The organism is Saccharomonospora cyanea NA-134, from assembly GCF_000244975.1.
GTDB lineage: Bacteria > Actinomycetota > Actinomycetes > Mycobacteriales > Pseudonocardiaceae > Saccharomonospora > Saccharomonospora cyanea.
In genome coordinates this window covers 3820422-3840229 of the sequence record NZ_CM001440.1, presented here as the reverse complement: position 1 = coordinate 3840229, position 19808 = coordinate 3820422, and the positions used below count along the sequence as shown (strand labels likewise).

Sequence of the window (19808 nt, the reverse complement as noted above, 5' to 3'; positions counted from 1 at the left end):
CCTTGGGGCATGGCTGGCATCGAGTTCCTCAAGGGACACGGCACACAGAACGACTTCGTGCTCCTGCCCGACCCCGACGCGTCGCTGGAGCTGACCCCGCAGCGGGTCGCGGCGTTGTGCGACCGGCAGCAGGGGCTCGGTGCCGACGGGGTGCTCAGGGTCGTGCGCTCGGCCGCGCTCGGCGTCGAGTCGAAGGGCGAGTGGTTCATGGACTACCGCAACGCCGACGGGTCCCTGGCCGAGATGTGCGGCAACGGCACCCGCGTGTTCGCTCGCTACCTCGTCGAGGCGGGGCTGGAGGCGGGGCCGGAGTTCGCCGTGGGCACCAGGGCGGGCGACCGGCCGGTGCGGGTGCGCAGCGACGCCTCCGGGGACCTCTCGGTGACCGTGCACATGGGACCGGCCACGGTGACGGGCACCTCGGTGGCCGTCGTGGACGGGAGGCAGGTCTCCGGGGTCGCCGTGGACGTGGGCAACCCGCACCTCGTGTCCGTGATCGACGACGACGTGAGCACGCTGGATCTGAGCCGGGCTCCGCGGTACGACACCGAGGTGTTCCCCGACGGGGTCAACCTGGAGTTCGTCAACGTCCTCGGCCCCGACGCGTTGCGGATGCGGGTTCACGAACGTGGTGTGGGGGAGACGCGGGCGTGCGGCACCGGCACGGTCGCGGCGGTCGCGGCGGCGCTGCACCTGCGCGGCGACGACACCGGAGAATCCACAGTGGATGTTCCCGGGGGCCGGGTGTCCGTGACCGTGGGCAAGGAGACCTCGACACTCACCGGGCCCGCGGTGTTCGTCGCGAAGGGCGAGCTCGACCCCGCGTGGTGGGACGCTCTCGGTTAGTTCCCGGGACGAGGTGCCGTGACGTGTCCTTCGCGCCTCGCAGTGGCAACAGCAGCGCCCACAGCGCGGAGCAGGCGAGCCCCGCCGAGGTCAGCCACACGGTGGTGCGGACTCCCAAAGTCTCGCCCAGCACGCCACCGAGCAGCCCGCCGATCGGCAGGACGCCCCACACGACGAACCGCACGCTCGCGTTCATCCGGCCCAGCAGGTGGTCGGGACACAGGGTCTGGCGGTAGCTGACCTGGGCCACGTTGTAGACGATGACCCCGTAGCCGACGGCCACGAACCCGACACCGGCCAGTGTCACGCGCCAGCCCGGTTCGGACAGCGGCACGAGCAGTTGCGCGGGCCAGGTCAGCAGCGGCACGAGCCAGACGGCGCGGACGAGTCCGATCCGGCGCAGGCACCAGCCCGCTGTGACCGCGCCGAGCACCCCGCCGAAGCCGTGGCAGGCGAGCGCCCACCCCACCTCACCCGGGGACAGCCGGAGGTCGCGGGTGAGGAACAGGACTTCCACGGCGGTGAACGCCCCACCCATCAGGTTGCCCGACGCGGTGCAGAGTGTGATCGCGCGCAGGGCCGGGCTCCCGAAGACGAACCGCAGACCCTCGGCCACCTGTGCCCGCAGTCGTACGGGGCCGTCGCGCTCCGGTGACGGTTCCTCGGCGCGGATCCGCCGGAGCAGCCACGCGGACGCCAGGTAGCTCCCACCGACGGTGACCAGCGCGTTCGCGGCGCCTGCGAGGTGGGTCAGCGTCCCCGCGAGCCCGGGGCCCGCCACGTTCGCGACCGACTGGCTGGCCTGCAGCTTCGCGTTGCCCTCGATGAGTTTCTCCCGCCCCACCAGGGAGGGCAGGTACGACTGGTAGGCGACGTCGAAGAACACCGTGGCGACGCCGACGAGTGTGGCCACGGCGACGAGGTGGGCCAGGGTGAGGACGCCGAGCCACCAGGCGACGGGGACCGTCAGCAGCAGGAGCCCCCGAAGGAGATCGGCCCACACCATGACGGGTCTTCGTCGCACTCGGTCGACCCACACGCCGGCGGGAAGGCCCAGCACGAGAAAGGCGGCGTTCTCGGCCGCCGTCAGCACACCCATCTCGAGTGGTGTGGCGGCGAGCGTCGTCACGGCGAGCACGGGCAGCACCGTGCGGCTCACGAAGGTTCCGAACTGGCTGGCGGTCTCGCCTGCCCAGAGCAGCCGGAAGTCACGGTGCCACCACAGCGTGTCCCCAGTCATGGCCGCCAGTGTCGCCCCAGTGATTGGAAACTGTCAATCAGTGTGGCGGCATATCGTGAGCCCGTGGTGACGAAGCGACGGAAGGCGACGGAGGCCGAGGTGCGGGCCCTCGCCTCGGGAGTACGCCTACGGATCATCCGGCTGACTCATGCGACAGCCCTGACCAACAAGGAGCTGGCACAGCGGCTCGGACGTGATCCGGCCACCACGTTGCACCACGTCCGCAAACTCGTGGACGCCGGATTCCTCAGACCGGAGCCGGCGAGGCGCGGCACCCGCGGCGCGAAGGAGATCCCGTACCGCTCGACGGGGCTGTCCTGGCGGCTCGACACCGGCCACGAACCCGATGTCGACGAAGCCCTGCTCGAGGCGTTCCTCGCGGAGGTCGCCGAGGCGGGAGTCCGCAACGTGGAGCAGTGGCGGCTGGTCGCCCAGGTGCCCTCGGAGCGGCGCGAGGAGTTCCGCCGTCGCCTGCAGGACCTGCTGGAGGAGTTCGCCGACGAACCGATCGACGCCGACGCCGACCGCACCGCCGTGTACGTGGCGTTGTATCCGGGCAGCTGACAGGTGAGCGCGGTCCTCTCTCCGGGCGCGCGTGTCGGACGTGAGCGCAGCGGGCAGGGCCGAGGGCAGCGCCCAGGTCGTGGCGGGCAGCTCGGGGACATCGGGCTCCGCGTGGCCGGCACCCCTGGGCGGTCGTCGGTCGTGCGGGCGTCGGAGCCGTCGGGTGGCGAGGGCGCCGATCAGACTGGCGGGCTGGCTCGGTTCGGTACCCGGACGGTGCTGGGAGTCAGCGGTGCTTGTCGTCGTCGACGGGGAAGTCGCTCTGCTGCACCGAGCCCGTGGAACTGGCCTTCTCCCGCCGGTCCGACACCGCCGCACGTCCGGGTTGGGCGGGCTGGTCGCCGTAGGAGGCGTTCTCGTTCTCCACCGGCGCGGTGCGCCCGGCCTCCTGTTCGGCGAGGTGCTCGACGTACTCCTGTTGAGGGTCGCGTCGCTTGTCGTCCATGCCCGGTAACTACCCGGACGGGTGCGGCGGTCAACCCGGCCTCCTCGCCGCGATGGAATACGTCCGCTGCTCGTCTGGTTGATTCCTGTGACAGCTCTCACCGATGAGCCGACCGGGCGGCTCGGCCGTGACCACTTCGTGAACCCGCTCGAAGTGAGATCTCTCCGGCGGCATCCGAGAGACGGAGCTGTCCCGGCGCTCGGCCTCGGACACGACCGCGCCGCCGTGTCCGTGACGCTGTATCCGAGCAGCTAATTGGCTCGTTCTTTCCCACGGACCGTGGGACGATAGGGAGACGATGACAGAACTGACACACAACGTCGTTCCCGACGACCAGCTCGCCGACGTCGAGCTGTCGCAGGGGGAACTGGAACTCTCCGACCGCGCGTCCCTGCGCAGGGTCGCGGGGCTGTCCACCGAACTCGCCGACATCACCGAGGTCGAATACCGGCAGCTGCGGCTGGAACGGGTCGTGCTCGTCGGCGTGTGGACCGAGGGAACGGCGGAACAGTCCGAGGAATCCCTCGCCGAACTCGCGCGCCTGGCCGAGACAGCGGGCTCCGAGGTGCTCGAAGGGGTCGTCCAGCGTCGCTCGCGGCCGGACCCCGCCACCTACATCGGGTCGGGCAAGGTGAGGGAACTCGCCGACATCGTCGTCTCGACCGGTGCCGACACGGTGATCTGCGACGGTGAGCTCTCACCCGGCCAGTTGCGGCAGCTCGAGGAGAAGCTGCGGGTGAAGGTCATCGACCGCACGGCGCTGATCCTCGACATCTTCGCCCAGCACGCACGTTCGCGTGAAGGCAAGGCGCAGGTCGAACTCGCGCAGTTGCAGTACCTCATCCCGCGACTGCGCGGTTGGGGTCAGTCGCTGTCGCGGCAGGCCGGTGGTCGTGCCGGTGGTGCCAACGGTGGTGTGGGTCTGCGTGGTCCCGGTGAGACGAAGCTGGAAACCGACCGCAGGCGCATCAACAAGCGCATCGCGAAGCTGCGCAAGGACATCGCCGCGATGGACACCATCCGGGCCACCAAGCGGGGACGCCGGGTGGCCAACGAGGTGCCCAGCGTCGCACTCGTCGGCTACACCAACGCGGGCAAGTCCAGCCTGCTCAACGCCATCACGGGTGCGGGCGTGCTCGTGGAGGACGCGCTGTTCGCCACGCTCGACCCCACCACGCGGCGGGCCGTGACGCACGACGGGCTCGAGTACACGCTCACCGACACCGTCGGATTCGTGCGGCACCTGCCCCACCAGTTGGTGGACGCGTTCCGTTCGACGCTCGACGAGGCGGCGGACGCCGACCTGCTGCTGCACGTGGTCGACGGTGCGGCACCCGCACCCGAGGACCAGGTCACCGCGGTGCGCGAGGTCCTCGGCGAGATCGCCGAGAAGCGGTCGGAGCCGCTGCCTCCGGAGCTGGTGGTCGTCAACAAGGCCGACGTCGCCGACGAGGTGACCCTCGCGCGGCTGCGTAACCTGCTGCCCGACGCCGTGATCGTCTCGGCACACAGCGAGCAGGGACTCGACACGTTGGTGTCCGAGATCGCCGCGCGCCTGCCCCGGCCGGAGACGTTCGTGGAGGTCCTCGTGCCCTACACGCACGGTGAGCTCGTCGCGCGAGCACACGCGGACGGCGAGGTGCTGGCCGAGGAGCACAGGCCCGAGGGAACGCTGCTGAAGGCGAAGGTGTATCCGGAGCTCGCGGCTGCTCTTTCGGACTACGTCACGAACGGCTCACGCGTGTGACGCTAACGTAGCGGAGTGAGACGACTCGGCCTGGTCGTGGTGACGGCGGCACTCGTGACAGTGACACTGTCCGCAGGCACGCCCGTCGGACAGGTCGAGGACGTCCCGGTGGCCGCGCCCGAGGTGGTGTGCTCGGTCGACGATCCTCGGCTCGAGGAGCTGTCCGGGCTCGCCGCCGACACCGACCACGTGTACGCCGTGAGTGACGGCGGCACACAGGTCGAGGTCGCCGTTCTGGACGACGCCTGCCGGGTGCGAGAGGTGCTGACGGCTCCGACGGATCCGTACGACGTCGAGGACCTCGCACTCGGCCCCGGCGGGACCCTGTGGCTCGGCGACACCGGGGACAACCGTGGCCGACGCGAGACGGCGGCCGTGCACGCCCTGTCGCGGGACGGCACCTCCGTGCTGTATCGCCTCACGTATCCGGACGGTCCCCAGGACGCCGAGGCGCTCGTGGTGGACCACGCGGGCACGCCGTACATCATCACGAAGAACGTCGTCGGTTCCGCCCGCGTCTACCGTCCGGCCGAGCCGCTCGTCAGTCCTGGGCCGACCCCGCTCGAAGAGGTCGGTACGGTGTCGTTGCGGCCGACCGGGACGCAGGGAGGTCCGCTCGGGGCCGTGGGCACCGTGCTCGTCACGGGAGCCGCGCTGTCGGCGGACGGTAGCGTGGTAGCCCTGCGCACGTACACGGACGCCTACCTCTACCCGGTGGTCGACGGGGACGTCGCGGCGGCGTTCACCCGTGACCCGGTACGCGTTCCCCTGCCCGGCGAAGCACAGGGTGAGGCCATCGCCTTCACCCCCGACGGCACGCTTCTGTCCGCCAGCGAGGGCCGTGGCGAGCCGCTGCGAGCCGTTCGGGACGCCGTTTCGCTGGTGGGCGCCCAACCTGACGGCAGGGCCGAACCGAAGGATCGCGCGGCGAGTGCACCGGAGGAGCCGGTCGACCGGGAATCCGGTCTCGGCCTGGCTCCTGCCCTCGCCGTCGCCGCGGTCCTCGCCGCTGTGCTCGTGGCCTGGGGCAGCCGCCGCCGTCGGTAGGGCGGCGCGTGCCTGACCGAACCGAGGGAAGGGTTGGAAACGGCGCACGGAACACCCGCCCGTCTTTCCTCGGTGAGGAGTACGCCGGTGTTCACGCCGTTATCGCCGGACTCCCCTTCACAGTCGCCGTAGGACCGCGACGACCTTTCCGAGAATCGTGGCGTCGTCACCGGAAATCGGTTCGTACGCCTCGTTGTGCGGCATCAGCCAGACGTGCCCGTCGTCCTTGCGCTTGAACGTTTTCACCGTGGCCTCACCATCGATCATCGCTGCCACGATGTCGCCGTTCTCGGCGGTGGGCTGTTGCCGCACCACGACCCAGTCGCCGTCGGTGATGGCCGCGCCGATCATCGAGTCGCCGGTGACGCTGAGCAGGAAGACCTCACCCTCGCCGACGATGTCCTTCGGCAGCGGGAAGACGTCCTCGATCGCTTCCTCGGCGAGTACCGGCCCGCCCGCGGCGATACGGCCCACCAGCGGGACGAGAGCGGGCTCGCGGACCGGGTCCTCGGTCTGTGAGCCCGACGACGCGGCCGACCGCTCGCGGCCGATCGTCAGCATTCCCACCGCGCGCGGGCGATTGGCGTCGCGCCGTAGGTAACCCTTGCGCTGGAGCGCCTTCAATTGGTGGGAAACAGATGAGGTGGACGTGAGTCCGACAGCCTCCCCGATTTCCCGGACACTCGGCGGGTATCCGTACTTGTCCACCCAGGTCCTGATCACCTCGAGGACTTTCCGTTGGCGCGGTGTCAGGCTTTCGTCCGGGTTCTCGACCGTGCGCGGAAGGTCGGGGACCTCGCCGCCGCTCACGTCGTTGCCCGTTGTCTTGCGTGCCACCGCGATTTGCCTCCCAGTCGTAAGCCCGACCTGATGTGGGGCTTTTCGTACATCCGGTTGCGACGCTAGTCCGCTTCGTCGGGGATTTCAAACGTTTGTTCGAGCAACACGCCTTGGGTGCTCGATCTTCGCGCGTCTTGGTGGTACATGTTCGCACGGGTGTTCGAGGCGGTATGCGCTCGCCCGCGTGGTGGGTCCACGGCGCGGGGTGGACGGTCGAGCGGAAGAGGTGGCCGGCATGGTCGTGGTGACGAAGCGCTCAGATGTGGTCCGGGTGGCTCCGGCCCGCCCGCCGGCCGCGGGCGGTGGACGCTGCGCGCGTCGCCCTCCGACGCGGTCTCCGGTTGCTCCGGGGTTGCGGCGTGGTGGGGGCATGCGCGGTGATCCCACGAGGAGGGGACGGCGTTGCGGTGGTGCCCACTGGCCGTGGCTCGCGGTGGTGGCGCTCGTGGTGGCGGCGGCGGTCGTGGGCCTCGGACTCGTCGCCACGGACCCGGCGGTCGTGGGGCCCGGCCCCGGCGCGGCCGTTCCGAGCGCACCGTAGGCTGTCCGGGCCGCGTTCGAGCGGCCGCGGGGTGGCTCGCCGGGCGCGTGTCGGGGCGCGGCATCCTAGGTCGGATCTCACTCCGGTGAGGGAGGGGGTCGCGGTTGCGGTGGACCGGGCCGCGTCTTATGGTCGACCCCTACATCTAGTAGTTACATCGCTGTAATTGGTCCACAAGTTGGGGTAGGATCGGTTCTACGTTCACTGTCGGTGGTGTCCGGTCGTGGCGTGGACGACACTCACGCGCGGTACGCCGTGGAGTGCGTTGTCGGTGGCGTTCCTGCTGTGCAGGGGATGTTTCGGGAGGTGTTCGACTGTGCGGTGTCCGTTCTGTCGGCACGCGGACTCCCGGGTCGTCGATTCCCGTGAGGTGGACGAGGGCCAGGCGATCCGACGGCGTCGGTCGTGCTCGGCCTGCGGCCGCCGGTTCACCACGTCGGAGACGATGGTGCTCGCCGTCGTCAAGCGGTCGGGAGTGACCGAGCAGTTCAGCCGGGACAAGGTGGTTCGGGGAGTGCGGCGGGCCTGTCAGGGCCGTCCTGTCGACGACGACGCTCTGAAACAGCTCGCTCAGAAGGTCGAGGACTCGATCAGGGCGGCTGGGGTCGCGGAGATTCCGAGCCACGAGGTGGGTCTCGCCATTCTGGGCCCACTCAGGGAACTCGACACCGTCGCGTACCTGAGGTTCGCGAGCGTCTACCGGTCCTTCTCGTCGATCGAGGACTTCGAAGCCGAGATCAAGAACCTGCGTGAGGCGATCGCCGAGTCCTCGGCCCAGCAGGACCACAGCGAGTGAGGACGCGGACGACGGGTCACGTCGCCGCCAGTTTCTAACGCGGGAGTGGGAGTCATGACAGAAACCGTGGGGGTCGGCGCGGAATCCTCGCCGAAGCCGAGCAAGAAGCGCGGCGGCTCGGGCTCGCGCAAGGGGCTGCGCATCCAACGCGTCTACACCACCGAGGGCGTGCACCCCTACGACGAGGTGCGGTGGGAGCGGCGCGACGTCGTCATGACCAACTGGCGTGACGGCACGGTGAACTTCGAGCAGCGCGGTGTGGAGTTCCCGGAGTTCTGGTCGGTCAACGCGACGAACATCGTCACCAGCAAGTACTTCCGCGGCGCGGTGGGCAGCCCCGAGCGCGAGAACAGCCTCAAGCAGCTCATCGACCGTGTCGTCAAGACCTACGTCAAGGCGGGCCTGGAGCACGGCTACTTCGCCGGTGCCGCCGACGCCGAGGTCTTCGAGCACGAGCTGACCTGGATGCTGCTCCACCAGGTGTTCAGCTTCAACTCGCCGGTGTGGTTCAACGTCGGTACGAGCTCGAAGCAGCAGGTCAGTGCGTGCTTCATCCTGTCGGTCGACGACAACATGGACTCGATCCTCAACTGGTACCGGGAAGAGGGTCTGATCTTCAAGGGCGGTTCGGGCGCGGGCCTGAACCTCTCCCGCATCCGCTCCTCGCGGGAGCTGCTGTCGTCCGGTGGCACGGCGTCGGGCCCGGTGTCGTTCATGCGCGGCGCGGACGCCTCCGCGGGCACCATCAAGTCGGGCGGCGCGACCCGTCGGGCGGCCAAGATGGTCGTGCTCGACGTGGACCACCCCGACGTCGAGGAGTTCATCGAGACCAAGGCGAAGGAAGAGCACAAGATCCGCGTGCTCCGTGATGCCGGTTTCGACATGGACCTCGGCGGCGCGGACATCTCGTCGGTGCAGTACCAGAACGCCAACAACTCGGTGCGCGTGTCCGACGAGTTCATGCAGGCTGTGGAGACCGGTGGCGCGTTCGGTCTCCGGTCACGGACCACCGGTGAGGTTCTCGAGCAGGTCGACGCCAAGGGCCTGTTCCGCAAGATGGCGCAGGCGGCCTGGGAGTGCGCCGACCCGGGGCTGCAGTACGACGACACCATCAACGACTGGCACACGTGCCCCGAGTCGGGACGTATCACCGCCTCGAACCCGTGCTCCGAGTACATGCACCTGGACAACTCCAGCTGCAACCTCGCCTCACTGAACCTGCTCAAGTTCCTGCGCGAGGACGGCACGTTCGACGCGGAGTTGTTCGTCAAGGCCGTCGAGCTGGTCATCACGGCGATGGACATCTCGATCTGCTTCGCCGACTTCCCCACCGAGCCGATCGCGGAGACCACGCGCAAGTTCCGCCAGCTCGGCATCGGGTACGCGAACCTCGGCGCGCTGCTGATGGCGACGGGCCACGCGTACGACTCCGAGGGTGGGCGCGCGCTCGCCGCGTCGATCACCTCGCTGATGACGGCGGTGTCGTACCGGCGGTCCGCGGAGCTCGCCGGTGTGGTGGGTCCGTACGAGGGTTACGCCCGTAACGCCGAACCGCACCAGCGCGTGATGCGCAAGCACGCGGCGGCCAACGAACTCGTCCGCACCTACCACCACAACGACGCGGCGGTGCGTGCGCTGGCGACGCGGGAGTGGGAGCGGGGCATCGAGATCGGTATGAACAGCGGCTGGCGCAACGCGCAGGCCAGCGTGCTCGCCCCCACCGGCACCATCGGCTTCATGATGGACTGCGACACCACCGGTATCGAGCCGGACTTCTCGCTGGTGAAGTTCAAGAAGCTGGTCGGCGGCGGGTCCATGCAGATCGTGAACAACGCAGTGCCGCGTGCCCTGCGCTCGCTGGGCTACCAGGAGGAGCAGGTCGAGGCGATCGTCGACTACATCGCCGAGCACGGCCACGTGGTCGACGCGCCGGGGCTGCGCCCGGAGCACTACGAGGTGTTCGACTGCGCCGTCGGTGAGCGTTCGATCGCGCCGATGGGTCACGTGCGGATGATGGCGGCCGTGCAGCCGTTCCTGTCCGGCGCGATCTCCAAGACGGTCAACATGCCCGAGTCGGCGACCGTGGAGGACGTCGAGGAGATCTACTTCCAGGGTTGGAAGCTCGGGCTGAAGGCGCTGGCGATCTACCGCGACAACTGCAAGGTGGGCCAGCCGCTGTCGACGGCCAAGAAGGACAAGGCCGAGCCGGAGGGCAAGGCCGAGGAGAACAAGGTCGTCGAGTACCGGCCGGTGCGCAAGCGCCTGCCGAAGAAGCGCCCGAGCCAGACGGTGTCCTTCACCGTGGGTGGGGCCGAGGGCTACCTGACGGCCGGTTCGTACCCGGACGACGGGCTCGGTGAGATCTTCGTCAAGCTCGGCAAGCAGGGTTCCACCCTGGCCGGTGTCATGGACGCGTTCTCCATGTCGATCTCCGTGGGGCTCCAGTACGGCATCCCGCTCGAGTTCTACGTCCAGAAGTTCCAGAACCTGCGCTTCGAGCCGGCGGGCATGACCGACGACCCGGACGTGCGGATGGCCACGAGCGTGCTGGACTACCTGTTCCGCAGGCTCGCGCTCGACTACCTGCCGTACGAGAAGCGTGCGCAGCTCGGCATCTTCACCGCCGACGAGCGGTCGGCACAGGTCGAGGCCGAGTACGGCGGCGGCAGCGCTGAGCCGGAGAACGTGGACCTGGACGCCCTGCGCAGCAGCGTCGAGGCCGGTGGTGAGCAGTCGAGTGCCGACGCTCCCGCGAAGGCGGGCGACCGTCCGGCCAGGGAGGCACAGACCACCACCGAACTGGTCGAGTTGCAGCTCGGCAAGGCGGCTGACGCGCCCCTGTGCATGACGTGCGGCACGAAGATGCGTCCCGCCGGATCGTGCTACGCGTGTGAGGGCTGCGGCGCCACCTCCGGCTGCAGCTGACGGATTCCGCGGACGGGGGAGTCGGCCCGGTGGGTCGGCTCCCCCGTCGTGTTCCGGCCGCGTGGGGAGCGGTGACGGCTCGGAAGATCGGCCGGAGGATCACCGGGTTACCCACAGTCGCCAGTGACGCCACAGGCACTGCGCTACCGTAGTTATGTACTGGACAATACAAAACTTCGGAGGACGCGGTGCCTCGTGCCGTCTACATCCTGTCGCTGGGGATCTTCACCATGGTCACCAGCGAGTTCGCCGTCGCGGGACTGCTGTCGCCCGTGGCCGCCGGACTGGGCGTGTCCGTTCCCCAGGCCGGGTACCTCATCACCGCCTTCGCCGCCGCGATGGCACTCGGAGGGCCCGTGCTGACCATGGTTCTGAGCCGGCGGGCGCCGAAACCCGCGCTCCTGGCCCTGTTCGCCACGTTCGGGATCGGCAACGTCCTCGCCGCCGTCGCCCCGAACTACGCGGTGATGTTCGTGGCACGGGTGATCACCGGCATGGCCGCCCAGGCGTTCTTCGGGCTCGCCGTCTCGCTCGCGGCACAACTCACGCGCCCGGAGGTCCGTGGTCGAGCCGTCGCGGTCGTCATGAACGGGCTCATGCTCGGCACGTTGCTGGGACTGCCGATGTCCACGGTGGTCGGTGAGAACTTCGGCTGGCGGGCCGCGTTCTGGGCGGTCACGGGACTCGCGGCCCTCGCAGCCGTCGTCACGGTGGCGGGTTTTCCCGGACTCGCTCCGTCCGAAGCGGACCGACTCGGCTCCCAGTTCGGTGTCTTCCGCTCCCGCAGGCTGTTCCTGGCGCTGTGCACCAGCACCCTCGTCATCGGCGCGACCTTCGCCGCCTTCAGCTACTTCGAGCCGATCCTCACGAAGGTCAGCGGAGTCGACAGCTCCACCGTGCCGATCCTGCTCGTCGGCTACGGCGCGGCCACCGTGCTCGGCAACACCGTCGTCGGGCGCCTCGCCGATCGCTACCACGCGGTGGTGCTGCTCTGCGGCCTCGCGCTGAACGCCACGTTCCTCACGGCCTTCGCGGCCTTCGCAGGAAACACCCTCCCCGCGGTGGCGGCGATGATGGGGATCGGCCTGGTCGGCGTCACGATGAACCCGGCGATGGTGGTGCGCGTGCACCGTGAGGGCAACGCGAGCCCCTTGGTGAACACCGTGCACGGATCGTTCATCACGCTCGGAGTGATGATCGGGTCGTTCGTGGGCGGACTCGCGATCGACGCGCTCGGGCTGAGGGGCCCGCTGTGGCTGGGTGCGGTCCTCGCGGTGATCGGCATCGGCACCGTGGTGCCCGAACTCGTTCGGCGCCGTGGTGCCGAGCCGGCTCCCGAGCCGCTCGCGGCGGCACCGTCGTCGGCGCTGTGCCACAGTGAGAGCTGAACCCGCCCGCACACACGGGAGTACCGATGAGCACGGTGGCCGTCACAGGAGGAACCGGCACGCTCGGTCGCAAGGTCGTGTCCGCGCTGGAGAGGGCAGGCCATGACGTCGTCGTCACAAGCCGGTCGACGTCGTCGGTGCGCGACGGCGTCGAGACGGTGCGGGTCGACTACCGTTCGTCCGCCGGTCTCGCCGCCGCGTTCGACGGCGCCGACGCGGTCGTGCACTGTGCGACCGACTTCACCGGCTTCCGCGGCGGAGAGGTCGCGCTGGGCAGGCAGGTGCTCACCGCGGCCCGTCGCGCCGGATGCGAGCATCTGGTCTACGTCTCCATCGTCGGCGTCGATCGCATCCCGCTGCCGTACTACCGGAGCAAACACGCCACCGAGCGTCTTGTCGAGGACAGCGGCGTCCCGTGGACGATCCTGCGGGCGACACAGTTCCACGAGCTGGCCATCCGGCTGCTGTCCGGGTTGACGCGTCCGCCGCTCGTGCTCGTTCCCGATCTCCGGCTGCAACCCGTCGCGGCCACCGAGGTCGGCGCGCGGCTGGCCGCACTGGCCACCGCGCGCCCGGCGGGACGGGCGCCCGACATGGGTGGTCCCGAGATCACGACCGTTGCCGACCTGGCCCGGCGATACCTGGCCGCCGCCGGTCGGCGTCGCCGGGTCCGTACGGTCAGGCTGTTCGGCTCGGTGTACGCGGGCTACCGCGCGGGCCACCACCTCACGCCCGAGAACGCCGTCGGAACGATCACGTTCCAGGACCACCTCGACGCGCACGTCAGGTCTAGCCGCTGAGCCGCTGCCACAGGAACTCGAACACCAGCGCCCACTTGAAGGCCAGTTGCGCGTTGTCGGCCGCCGCGCCGTGCCCACCCTCGATGTTCTCGTAGTAGGCCACGTCATGGCCGTCGGCGTGCATTCTCGCCATCATCTTGCGCGCGTGCGCGGGATGCACCCGATCGTCCCGAGTGGACGTCACGAACAGCGTGGGTGGGTAGGTCCGGTCACCGTGGACGTTGTGGTACGGCGAGTATCGGCGCAGGTACGCCCACTCGTCGGGGTCGTCCGGGTCGCCGTACTCCGCCATCCACGACGCGCCCGCCAGTAGCTGGTGGTAGCGGCGCATGTCGAGCAACGGCACCTGACTGACCACGGCCCCCACCAGTTCGGGGTAGCGCGTGAGCATGACCCCGGTGAGCAGCCCGCCGTTGCTGCCGCCCTGGACGCCGAGCAACTCGGGTGTGGTGATTCCCCGTGCCACCACGTCGCGCGCCACCGCCGCGAAGTCCTCGTAGACCTTGAGCCGGTTGGTCTTCACGACCTGGTTGTGCCAGTCGGGGCCGTACTCGCCACCGCCGCGTAGGTTCGCCACCACGTACGTGCCGCCACGCGCGAGCCAGCCGCGTCCGATCACGCCACTGTAGGACGGCGTCAGCGACACCTCGAACCCGCCGTAGCCGGTGAGCAGGGTCGGCGCGGCGGAGGTCCGGTCGCGGGGCCCGACCACGAAGTAGGGGATCCGGGTGCCGTCGTCGGAGGTGGCGAAGTGCTGTGTCACGTCAAGCGACTCGGCGTCGAAGAAGGCGGGTGCGCGTTTGACCGTCTCCAGCGGTCCACCGACCTCGCCGCGGAGCAGCGTGGGCGGATCGGTGTAGCCGGTGGCCTCGACGAAGAACTCGTCACTGTCGTGCGGGTCGGTGGCGACGAGGTCGACCGCGCCGACGTCGGCGAGACCGGTCAGCGGTTCGTCCCGCCAGCCGTCCGCCCCCGGTGTGAGCACCCGAAGCCGGGTCTTGACGTCCACGAGAGTGCCCAGCAACAGGTGGTTGCGGGTCCAGGCGTAGTAGTCCAGCGAGGTGTGCGCGTCGGGTTCGAACAGCACGGTCAGGCGCCGGTCACCGGCCAGGAAGGCGTCCAGTTCGATACCCAGCAGGGCTCCGGCGGGGTAGGAGGTGCCCTCCACCGTCCACGGGCTGCGCGTGCGGACGAGCAGCCACTGCCGGTGCACCGAGGCGACGGCGTCGTCAGGCACGTCGATCCGCACGAACCCCGTGTCGGTCCGCAGATGCACCTCGGAGCGGTAGAAGTCGATCGCTCTGCGAACGACGTCCCGCTCCCAGCCCTGCGTCGGGTCGTGGACCGCGCGCACGGACACGTCGTCGGGCTTGCCCTCGAACACGAGCGTGGCGTCCTCCAGCGGAGTCCCGCGCTTCCACTCCTTCACCAGCCTCGGGTAGCCGGACGTGGTGAGCGAGCCCTCACCGAAGTCGGTGCCGACGTAGACGCGGTCCTCGTCGATCCAGCCGACCTGGCTCTTCGCCTCGGGCAGGGTGAAGCCGTCCTCCACGAACTCGCGCCGCTGCAGGTCGAACTCCCGGACCACGGTGGCGTCCGCCCCACCGCGGGACAACTCGACCAGGCACCTCCGGAACCCCGGGCGCAGCACGGTCGCTCCCTGCCACACCCAGTTCTCCGACTCGTGGGCGGCGAGCGCGTCGACGTCGAGGAGGATCTCCCACTCGGGGTTCGCCGTCCGGTAGGAGTCGAGGGTGGTGCGCCGCCACAGGCCCCGCGGGTGGTCGGCGTCGCGCCAGAAGTTGTAGAGGTGGCTGCCGCGGCGCCGGACGTAGGGAATCCGGGTGTCGGCGTCGAGGACCTCCCGCAGTTCGTTCCGCAGACTCTCGAACCGCTCACCTGTCGCGTAGCGGTCGACCGTCGCGGCGTTGTGTCCCCGCACCCACTCGAGCACGTCCTCCCCGGCGACGTCTTCCAGCCAGCGGTTCGGGTCGTGCTCCACGCTCGGATCAAGCTCGTCCATGGCCGCCAGTCTGCCAGCCCCGCGGCGGCCCCCGGAACAGCGACAACCCCGTCACGATGCCATTACGGAGAGTTGATCGGCGAGGAGGTGGAGACCTCCACCCGGAGGTAGCGATCACGCGAACAGGTGATGTTGGAATTGCTTTCCCGGTGACTCGCTCCCGCCGTTCGTCGGATCGTGCCGGTCCTCGCTTGACAGCGACGGTGCCCACGGCAATGGTCGACACCATTCTTGTCGCCGCCGTCCGATCTGGGGGCTTCGTGAGACTCAAGCGTGTGTCGATGGTCCTGGCCGCCGCCGTGGTGTCGCTACCACTCGTCGCCGTGAACGCGGCGGCGGGCGAGGTGCAGCAACCGGTGTTCGCCGACGGGCAGGCCCAACCGGTGTACAACCCGGCCGACGTCGTGCGGGAGCACGTCTGGGTGGAAGCCGGTGTGGACAGTGATCATGACGGTGTCGAGGACGTGGTGCACGTCGAGGTCGTGCGTCCCCGCGCCACGGACGACGGCCTTCGCGTACCGGTGGTGTACCAGGTGAGTCCGTACTACGCGGGCGGCAATCCGATCACCAACCACGACGTCGACCGCGAGCTGTACGTCCCCGGCAAACCTCTCGCCGACATCACCTGGCGCTACCAGGACTACTTCCTCGCACGCGGCTTCGCCGTCGTCTACGCCGAGTCGCTGGGGACCGGCCGCTCCACCGGCTGCCCGACCACCGGAGGCGAGAACGAGACCCGAGGGGCGGCCTCGGTGATCGACTGGCTGAACGGCCGAGCGGAGGCACGTGACGCCGACGGCAACCGGATGAGCGCTCACTGGACCACCGGGCGGACCGCCATGATGGGCGTGTCCTACAACGGCACCCTGCCCAACGCCGTCGCCACGACCGGCGTCGAGGGGCTCGAGACCATCGTGCCGATCGCGGCGATCTCGAACTGGTACGACTACTACCGTGAGAACGGTGCCGTCGTGGCTCCGGGCGGATTCCAGGGCGAGGACGCCGACGTACTCGCCGAGTACGTCTACACGCGCGCTGACCAGGAGATCTGCCGACCGGTCATAGAGCGTTTGGAGAAGGAGCAGGACCGGCTCACCGGCGACTACAGCAGTTTCTGGGACGAACGGAACTACCTCGACGACGTCCACAGGGTGGAGGCGTCCGTGCTGGCCGTGCACGGCCTCTCCGACTGGAACGTCACGGTCAGCCAGGTCGCCGAGTGGTGGGACGCACTGGCCGAGCACGGCGTCGAACGCGCGATCTGGCTGCACCAGTCCGGCCACGCCGACCCGTACTCGCTGCGCAAGCAGGAGTGGCTCACCATGCTGAACCGCTGGTTCAGCCACTACCTCTACGACATCGACAACGGCGTGGAGGCCGAGCCGAGGGCCACGATCCAGCGGGAGGACGGCTCGTGGACGCAGGAGGCCGACTGGCCCGCACCGGGCACGGACGACGCCACGTTGCGGCTGGGGCCGGGTGGAGACCGGCAGGGCGCGCTCGGAGCCGACCGCTTCCGGGGCAGGCCGGTGGTCGAGCGACTCACCGACGACGCCGGCGAGAAGGTCGAGGACCTGGTGAACGCAGCGGCCTCGGAGCACAGGCTGTCCTACAGCACGGAAGCCGCGAACGCGCCGGTCAGGTTGAGCGGCACACCGTCCGTGCGACTGCGGCTGGAATTCGACCGTCCCGCCGCGAACGTGACCGCGGTACTCGTGGACCGGGCCCCGGACGGCAGTTCCCACGTCATCACCCGCGGCTGGGCCGATCCGCAGAACCGGCACGGGCTGTCACGAACGAAGGCCCTGCGCCCCGGGGTGCCGTACTGGCTGTCGTTCGACCTGCAACCTCAGGACTATCTCGTGGCCGAGGGACACCGCCTGGAGTTTGTGCTGTTGTCGAGTGACCACGACTTCACCCTGCGCCCGGCCCCGGGCACGGGGGTGGGGCTCGACGTGAGCCGGTCGACGGTGACCGTGCCCGTGGTGGGTGGGGACGAGTCGCTGCGGCAGGCGTTCCCGCGCCGTTGAGGGCGAGCACCTACCACGCCCCACTGACACTCCGGTGACACCGGGGCCCATCCGGCCCCGGTTGTCCACATCGCATCGCGCCGTCCACAGATGTCGTCCACACCGTCCGCATCACCTGTGATCCGGTTCATCGTGGACACATGACACCTTCTCCCACGACGGGCTCTCACACCACCGAACCCGCTCCGATCGACCTGCGGGACCCCGGCGAACTGCTGGCCGCCACTCCGCACCTGCTGGGCTTCGAGCCGAGTAATTCCGTGGTGGTGGTCGGCCACCGCGGCACAGCCGGTACGCGAATCGGCAACATCGTCAGAGCCGATCTGCCACCGGCCGGAGGTGAAGCGGACCTGGCACGGCAGCTCCTCGGGCCGCTGACCCACCAGTCGGTCGCGGCCACCGTGGCCATCATCGGAGGGCGGCGGCCGCCGGGCTCGGCGGGGCCACCCGCCGCCGCGGTCGCCGCGGCCGTCGGCAAGGTCTTCGAACAGGCCGGCCTGCCTGTGCTGCACGCCCTCTGGGTCCCGGAGATCAGGGCAGGCGCTCCGTGGCGATGCTATGAGGAATCCTGCTGCGCCGGGCATCTGCCCGATCCGGGCAGCACCGTGATGGCCGCCGTGAGCGCGCACGCCGGGCTCGTCACCCACAGCAGCCGGGCCGCCATGGAGCGGCAGCTCCAGCCCGTGGCGTCCGATGTCCTCGCGCGCAGAGCCGCGATGTTGAGCCGCCGTGTGGGCGACGGGCCCCGCGACGACGTGGCATCGCTACGGCGAGGCCGAGCGGCCGTACGCACCGTGCTGGCGCGGGCATGGAAGGGAACACTGCTCCTGTCGGACACCGAGGTGGTCGAGCTCGCGGTCGCGTTGTCACTGCCGCAGGTCCGGGACGCCTGCCTGGCCACGGCTCTGCCCGCAGGCAGTGTCGGCGCGGTGACGGCCGAGCGCCTCTGGCTCCTGTTGACGAAGCACACGCCCGCACCTGAGCGCGCCCAGCCTGCGACCTTGCTGGCGTACTCCGCGTACGTGCGCGGAGAGGGCGCGCTCGCGGGTATGGCGTTGGACGCCGCCCAGGCCGCTGATCCACACCACCTGCTGTCACAGTTGCTCAGGCAAGCACTGCAACACGGCTTGCCGCCGGAGAAGCTCGCAGGACTCGCGCAGTCGTGCGACACCAGGCCGATCTGGACAGCGCCTGAGGACAGCGAGTCGTCGAACCGGCCTTCGGCGTCCGACCCGGCGAGGAGACCTACCGGGTCTCCTGACGACGCTGGGTGAACTCCCACGCGTCGGCCACGATGCCGGAGAGATCGGTGTGCCGCGGCTTCCAACCGAGCTCGTCCTGCGCCTTGTCGCTGGCGGCCACGAGCACGGCGGGGTCACCGACACGGCGCTGTGCCACGGCGGCGGGAATCTCGTGCCCGGTGACCGAGCGGCAGGCGTCGATCACTTGACGTACCGAGAAACCGGTGCCGTTACCCAGGTTGAAGATCTCGTGTTCGCCCGGTTTCGCGTGCGCCAGCGCGAGCAGGTGAGCGTCGGCGAGGTCGACCACGTGGATGTAGTCGCGGATCGCCGTGCCGTCCTCGGTGGGGTAGTCGTCACCGTAGATCTGCACCTGGGCTCGGTGCCCGGTAGCGACCTGGAGGATCAGCGGAATGAGGTGGGTCTCGGTGGTGTGCCGTTCACCGTAGTTGCCGTAGGCGCCGGCGACGTTGAAGTAGCGCAGGCTCACAGCCGCCAGCCCGTGAGCCCGTGCGTAGCTCGTGATGGCGTGGTCGATGGCGAGCTTGGTGGCGCCGTAGGTGTTGGTGGGGGCCGTCGGAGCGGTCTCCGGGATCGGTGTCACCTCCGGCTCGCCGTAGGTCGCAGCCGTTGAGGAGAACACCAGGCGCGACACACCGTGTGTCCGCATCGCGTCCAGTAGCCGCAGGGAGGTGAGCACGTTGCCACGCCAGTAGGTGCTCGGGTCCTGCATCGACTCGCCCACGAGACTCTTGGCGGCGAAGTGCAGGACGCCGTCGAATCCCTCGGCCAGAAGGGTGCCGGCGACCTCCGCCGCGTCGCCCTGGACGAACCGCGCTCCCTCGGGTACTGCGTCGGCGTGGCCGGTGGACAGGTCGTCGACGACGGTCACCTCGTGTCCCGCCTCGAGCAGTCGGGCCGTGCACACACTGCCGATATAGCCTGCACCGCCCGTGACAACGAGTTTCATGGACTTGCTCGACGTCGTGGTGTCGGTGGGCATTCGTGCGGGCCCTTTCTCGGGTGGGAAGAACGTTTCAACCGGTACGAGGCGACAGTGTGCACCCCTCGCCGAGTAGGCCGGAGAGCGGGGTCGCGGCAACCGTCAGGGGCGGCTCGTCTTCTGGGTGACACCGCCATGAGGAGTCGAGGGCCCGTGGTCGTGCTCTGCGGAGGTCGCCGCAGTGTGGAGGTGAGGCGGGGCAGCGTCGACGTGGGTCGAGGGGAGGGTCGAACAGCCGAACCCGACTCCGATCGTCCTCTGTCACGACAGTCGTACGGCATGGTGGCCGGGGGTGCGGTACCGGCCCCGCGGTACCGACGTCGTCCGGTACC

Annotated in this window: 16 protein-coding genes; 11 read left to right on the top strand and 5 right to left on the bottom strand. The window is 69.4% G+C overall.

Going from position 1 to position 19808, the window contains the following annotated elements:
- Positions 1 to 9 precede the first annotated feature (9 nt).
- Positions 10 to 846 (top strand): diaminopimelate epimerase, encoded by an 837-nt coding sequence (gene dapF, locus SACCYDRAFT_RS17775; protein ID WP_005458284.1) that lies wholly within the window; start codon positions 10 to 12, stop codon positions 844 to 846.
- Here the strand turns inward: dapF and SACCYDRAFT_RS17770 are convergent.
- A complete protein-coding gene (locus tag SACCYDRAFT_RS17770) occupies positions 779 to 2086 on the bottom strand; it encodes an MFS transporter (RefSeq protein WP_005458283.1) in 1308 nt (435 codons plus the stop codon). The genes dapF and SACCYDRAFT_RS17770 overlap by 68 nt on opposite strands.
- Positions 2087 to 2149: 63 nt before the next feature.
- On the opposite strand from SACCYDRAFT_RS17770, the gene SACCYDRAFT_RS17765 reads away from it, so the two are divergent.
- On the top strand, positions 2150 to 2650 hold the full coding sequence (locus SACCYDRAFT_RS17765) for an ArsR/SmtB family transcription factor (protein ID WP_043536615.1): 501 nt from the start codon (positions 2150 to 2152) through the stop codon (positions 2648 to 2650).
- Between the two features lie 226 nt (positions 2651 to 2876).
- Here the strand turns inward: SACCYDRAFT_RS17765 and SACCYDRAFT_RS17760 are convergent, their stop codons facing one another.
- Positions 2877 to 3095 carry a hypothetical protein gene (locus SACCYDRAFT_RS17760; RefSeq protein ID WP_005458281.1) on the bottom strand — a complete coding sequence of 73 codons (219 nt, stop codon included), beginning with the start codon at positions 3093 to 3095 and terminating at the stop codon, positions 2877 to 2879.
- 298 nt (positions 3096 to 3393) lie between these two features.
- On the opposite strand from SACCYDRAFT_RS17760, the gene hflX reads away from it, so the two are divergent.
- Both hflX and SACCYDRAFT_RS17750 read left to right on the top strand, forming a co-directional pair.
- Positions 3394 to 4842, top strand: a complete 1449-nt coding sequence (gene hflX / locus SACCYDRAFT_RS17755) for a GTPase HflX (protein WP_005458280.1) — start codon at positions 3394 to 3396, stop codon at positions 4840 to 4842.
- Between the two features lie 15 nt (positions 4843 to 4857).
- Positions 4858 to 5889 carry a hypothetical protein gene (locus SACCYDRAFT_RS17750; RefSeq protein WP_043536613.1) on the top strand — a complete coding sequence of 344 codons (1032 nt, stop codon included), beginning with the start codon at positions 4858 to 4860 and terminating at the stop codon, positions 5887 to 5889.
- Between the two features lie 117 nt (positions 5890 to 6006).
- Here SACCYDRAFT_RS17750 and lexA read toward each other — a convergent pair whose 3' ends face one another.
- Positions 6007 to 6726 (bottom strand): transcriptional repressor LexA, encoded by a 720-nt coding sequence (gene lexA, locus SACCYDRAFT_RS17745; protein WP_005458278.1) that lies wholly within the window; start codon positions 6724 to 6726, stop codon positions 6007 to 6009.
- Positions 6727 to 7099: 373 nt separating this feature from the next.
- Between lexA and SACCYDRAFT_RS26425 the strand changes: the two genes are divergently transcribed.
- From SACCYDRAFT_RS26425 to SACCYDRAFT_RS17720, 5 genes are all read left to right on the top strand, one after another.
- On the top strand, positions 7100 to 7270 hold the full coding sequence (locus SACCYDRAFT_RS26425; protein WP_005458277.1) for a hypothetical protein: 171 nt from the start codon (positions 7100 to 7102) through the stop codon (positions 7268 to 7270).
- A 316-nt stretch (positions 7271 to 7586) separates the two neighbouring features.
- Positions 7587 to 8066: a transcriptional regulator NrdR gene (nrdR, locus tag SACCYDRAFT_RS17735; protein ID WP_005458275.1), complete on the top strand. Its 480-nt coding sequence runs from the start codon at positions 7587 to 7589 to the stop codon at positions 8064 to 8066.
- Positions 8067 to 8120: 54 nt separating this feature from the next.
- Positions 8121 to 10991, top strand: coding sequence for a vitamin B12-dependent ribonucleotide reductase (locus SACCYDRAFT_RS17730; protein WP_005458273.1), 2871 nt, complete (start codon positions 8121 to 8123; stop codon positions 10989 to 10991).
- Between the two features lie 188 nt (positions 10992 to 11179).
- Entirely contained in the window at positions 11180 to 12379 is a 1200-nt protein-coding gene (locus SACCYDRAFT_RS17725; protein WP_005458271.1) for an MFS transporter, read from the top strand.
- 26 nt (positions 12380 to 12405) lie between these two features.
- On the top strand, positions 12406 to 13179 hold the full coding sequence (locus SACCYDRAFT_RS17720) for an SDR family oxidoreductase (RefSeq protein ID WP_005458269.1): 774 nt from the start codon (positions 12406 to 12408) through the stop codon (positions 13177 to 13179).
- On the opposite strand, the gene SACCYDRAFT_RS17715 is transcribed toward SACCYDRAFT_RS17720, so the two are convergent.
- A complete protein-coding gene (locus SACCYDRAFT_RS17715; RefSeq protein WP_005458267.1) occupies positions 13169 to 15202 on the bottom strand; it encodes a prolyl oligopeptidase family serine peptidase in 2034 nt (677 codons plus the stop codon). The genes SACCYDRAFT_RS17720 and SACCYDRAFT_RS17715 overlap by 11 nt on opposite strands.
- A 215-nt stretch (positions 15203 to 15417) precedes the next feature.
- On the opposite strand from SACCYDRAFT_RS17715, the gene SACCYDRAFT_RS17710 reads away from it, so the two are divergent.
- Both SACCYDRAFT_RS17710 and SACCYDRAFT_RS17705 read left to right on the top strand, forming a co-directional pair.
- Entirely contained in the window at positions 15418 to 17232 is a 1815-nt protein-coding gene (locus SACCYDRAFT_RS17710; protein WP_005458265.1) for a Xaa-Pro dipeptidyl-peptidase, read from the top strand.
- A 140-nt stretch (positions 17233 to 17372) separates the two neighbouring features.
- Entirely contained in the window at positions 17373 to 18506 is a 1134-nt protein-coding gene (locus SACCYDRAFT_RS17705; RefSeq protein ID WP_005458263.1) for a DUF4192 domain-containing protein, read from the top strand.
- Here SACCYDRAFT_RS17705 and galE read toward each other — a convergent pair.
- Positions 18478 to 19476, bottom strand: a complete 999-nt coding sequence (gene galE / locus SACCYDRAFT_RS17700) for a UDP-glucose 4-epimerase GalE (protein WP_005458261.1) — start codon at positions 19474 to 19476, stop codon at positions 18478 to 18480. The genes SACCYDRAFT_RS17705 and galE overlap by 29 nt on opposite strands.
- Positions 19477 to 19808 lie beyond the last annotated feature (332 nt).

Bases quoted from the DNA above. Each gene is read 5' to 3' on its own strand.
- SACCYDRAFT_RS17705 (WP_005458263.1), top strand. From the start codon at position 17,373: ATGACACCTTCTCCCACGACGGGCTCTCACACCACCGAACCCGCTCCG.
- hflX (WP_005458280.1), top strand. From the start codon at position 3,394: ATGACAGAACTGACACACAACGTCGTTCCCGACGACCAGCTCGCCGAC.
- SACCYDRAFT_RS17760 (WP_005458281.1), bottom strand. From the start codon at position 3,095: ATGGACGACAAGCGACGCGACCCTCAACAGGAGTACGTCGAGCACCTC.
- SACCYDRAFT_RS26425 (WP_005458277.1), top strand. From the start codon at position 7,100: ATGCGCGGTGATCCCACGAGGAGGGGACGGCGTTGCGGTGGTGCCCAC.
- SACCYDRAFT_RS17715 (WP_005458267.1), bottom strand. From the start codon at position 15,202: ATGGACGAGCTTGATCCGAGCGTGGAGCACGACCCGAACCGCTGGCTG.
- SACCYDRAFT_RS17710 (WP_005458265.1), top strand. From the start codon at position 15,418: ATGGTCGACACCATTCTTGTCGCCGCCGTCCGATCTGGGGGCTTCGTG.
- SACCYDRAFT_RS17730 (WP_005458273.1), top strand. From the start codon at position 8,121: ATGACAGAAACCGTGGGGGTCGGCGCGGAATCCTCGCCGAAGCCGAGC.
- SACCYDRAFT_RS17720 (WP_005458269.1), top strand. From the start codon at position 12,406: ATGAGCACGGTGGCCGTCACAGGAGGAACCGGCACGCTCGGTCGCAAG.
- dapF (WP_005458284.1), top strand. From the start codon at position 10: ATGGCTGGCATCGAGTTCCTCAAGGGACACGGCACACAGAACGACTTC.
- galE (WP_005458261.1), bottom strand. From the start codon at position 19,476: ATGCCCACCGACACCACGACGTCGAGCAAGTCCATGAAACTCGTTGTC.
- SACCYDRAFT_RS17770 (WP_005458283.1), bottom strand. From the start codon at position 2,086: ATGACTGGGGACACGCTGTGGTGGCACCGTGACTTCCGGCTGCTCTGG.